This window comes from Parabacteroides sp. D25, assembly GCF_000307475.1.
Classification (GTDB): domain Bacteria; phylum Bacteroidota; class Bacteroidia; order Bacteroidales; family Tannerellaceae; genus Parabacteroides; species Parabacteroides distasonis.
The window spans coordinates 1-2643 of the sequence record NZ_JH976503.1 but is presented as its reverse complement, the minus strand read 5'-3'; the positions used below and the strand labels follow the sequence as shown (position 1 = coordinate 2643).

General features: G+C 46.4%; 2 protein-coding genes. Both read left to right on the top strand.

What is annotated here, in order from left to right; genetic code table 11:
- Positions 1-1461 (top strand): RHS repeat-associated core domain-containing protein (locus tag HMPREF0999_RS10520; RefSeq protein ID WP_009275912.1); only part of this gene is annotated, 1461 nt, incomplete at its 5' end.
- A 5-nt stretch (positions 1462-1466) separates the two neighbouring features.
- A complete protein-coding gene (locus tag HMPREF0999_RS10515) occupies positions 1467-2456 on the top strand; it encodes an SMI1/KNR4 family protein (protein WP_008669248.1) in 990 nt (329 codons plus the stop codon).
- The last annotated feature ends 187 nt before the right edge of the window (positions 2457-2643 follow it).

Below are 2643 nucleotides of genomic sequence, written 5' to 3'. Positions count from 1 at the left end.
GCCGACGGCGCAGGCTCGTGGGAATCCTCACACCGCCACGACACGCTGGGCTTCGAGGTGGAGCGCATCCTTCCGGGAGGCGTCGTCCGCTCGTTCGCCTACGACGACATAGGCCGTCTGGTGGATGCCCGCATACGCAAGGACTCGCGCACACGGCATATGCGCCGCTACCGCTGGGGAGTCGCCGACAGGCTGTTGTCCGTGGAGGACAGCAGGCGTGGCGAGACCCGCTACTCCTACACCCCGACGGGGCAGCTCGACAGGGCGGAATACCCCGACGGCAGGGAGCAGTGGAGAAAGAGCGACCCGGTGGGGAACCTGTATCCCGACCCGGACATGAAGCTGCGCCGCTATCTCAGTGGCGGACGGCTGGAGCAGGACGGTGAATGGCACTGCGAGTACGATGCTGACGGCAACCTGACGGAACGCTACCTCGGCACGGGAAAGTGGCTTGACGGCAAGAAGGACCGCTGGAGATACCGGTGGAACGCCGACGGCTCCCTGGCAAAGGTGGTGCGGCCCGACAAGAGGGAGGTGGAGTTCACATACGACGCGCTCGGGCGCAGGCTCTCCAAGAGCTTCGGCACGACAGTGACGCGGTGGGTGTGGAACGGCAACGTGCCGCTGCACCAGTGGAAGCAGCGCAGGGAATACTCCGTCATGGAGGACAGGTGGAACACGGACACGGAACGCCATGACATGACGGTATGGCTCTTCGACGAGGAGTCGTTCGTACCGATGGCAATGATAAAGGAAGGCAGGTCCTACTCGATACTGACCGACCAGCTCGGAACGCCGACGGAGGCATACGATGCCGATGGCAACGAGGTGTGGAGCCGGATGCTCGACATGGACGGGAATGTCATCGAGGAGACGGGCAACAAGGGAATGGTGCCGTTCCTGTTCCAAGGACAGTATTATGACCGTGAGACAGGACTGGCATATAACAGGTTCAGGTACTACTCGCCGAAGATGGGAATGTATGTCTCGCAAGATCCGATTGGACTGGCTGGCAGAATACTCAACCTCTACGGATATGTCGATGATACGAATGCGTGGAGTGATATATTCGGACTAATAAAATTTGAAACTAATGACCCAGATTTGTTCCCTGTGACTGGAAATCAGCAAAATACGGTTACAATAAAAATGCAAGGAAGTAGAGGTCGAGATTTTACTGCTGCATATAAAGAGGCTGGTATTTCTCGAAAGAGTGCTACAGGTTACACATGGCATCATAATGATGATTTTAATCCTATAACAGGAACTTGTACCATGGTATTAGTCAGAACTGAAGGTAGGCATAAGTATGAAAGTCATACAGGGGCAGTTAAACAATTTCAGGATTTAATGGGGCATAAGTATGATACTCGAGCGGCTGTTGTAGAATCTCAAAGTCAAGGATGGCTAATGGGTAGAAAACCATCAGAGAAAAAGAACTCATATCAAAAAACATCATAAAAACAATGGAATTAAATAAAATAAAAGATAGTCTTATTCATATTGATAAACAGTTGAGTGAAGACGATTGGAAAGAAGTAGAACAAAAGCTCTATTGCACGATTCCGTCATGCGTTAAGAACTTTTACAATACAGTAAATGGAGGACTAACTATAGGAAATTTATTCCTACTGAATGGTGATGAGCAAATAACAATTAAGAAATTCATGCCTATAAAATATAATGCAGATTTTCATAATGCACCTGAAAGTACGATGGAAGGTATGACATTAATTCAAAGATCACATCAAACAATTGGTTCTCATGAACTTATTATTGGAATAACAGCTGGGCGACCTAACAGAATCTGTGTAAATGTCAAAACTGGTGTGGTTGAACTTTATCCTTTAATTGGATTAAATAAAGATGCTTTTATTTTTGACCCTCCCATTTTTATAAGCAGTTCATTTGACCAGTTCCTCTCAATGTTGAAATACGAACCCAAAGAATCAGATGACAACTTGATCAGAAAGGAAAGGACGAGCAAGGAGAAACTGAAAATAGAAACTTCAGCAAAAAAACTGTCATCTGAGGATTGGTTGGAGTTTGAGAAAAATACGAAATTCAAACTCCCAACCACGATGAAGAATTTTTATCTCAAAAACAATGGTGGTATGCCTAATCTGAATTTCTTTTCACCACAAGATGAAGATATGGATGAAGTTGAAATAAATATTTTCCTTCCAATCAAATATCCTCTTAAAGGTATTCAGACAATAGAGGAAACATCTCGATCATTATGGGAAAGAAATATGATTTCAAAAAGTTTTTTACCTTTTGCCATAGATTCCGGGAACAATCTTTATGCAATCCATAACAAAACATTGTGTATTTACTATATTGTAATGGATATATGGCATAATGAATGGAGTTGTGAAGAGAATTTTAAAGCAAATTCAACTAAAATCGCTTCATCGTTCCGTTACTTTATAACCCATTTGATTCCAGAGGAGTAATAAATAAAAATCTGTAAATGGTTATGGCGGACACAGGTTATTTCGACAGCGTGAGTGCAAACCTAAAGACCGGCGTAGGCGCGCAGGTCAAAGGTATCTCGGAAGGCGTCAAGGCGAACTCCGACGCCGGCGTGTCACCGTCCGTCAATGCCCTCGACACGGGCGTCAAGGCGGCAGCCGCCATCGG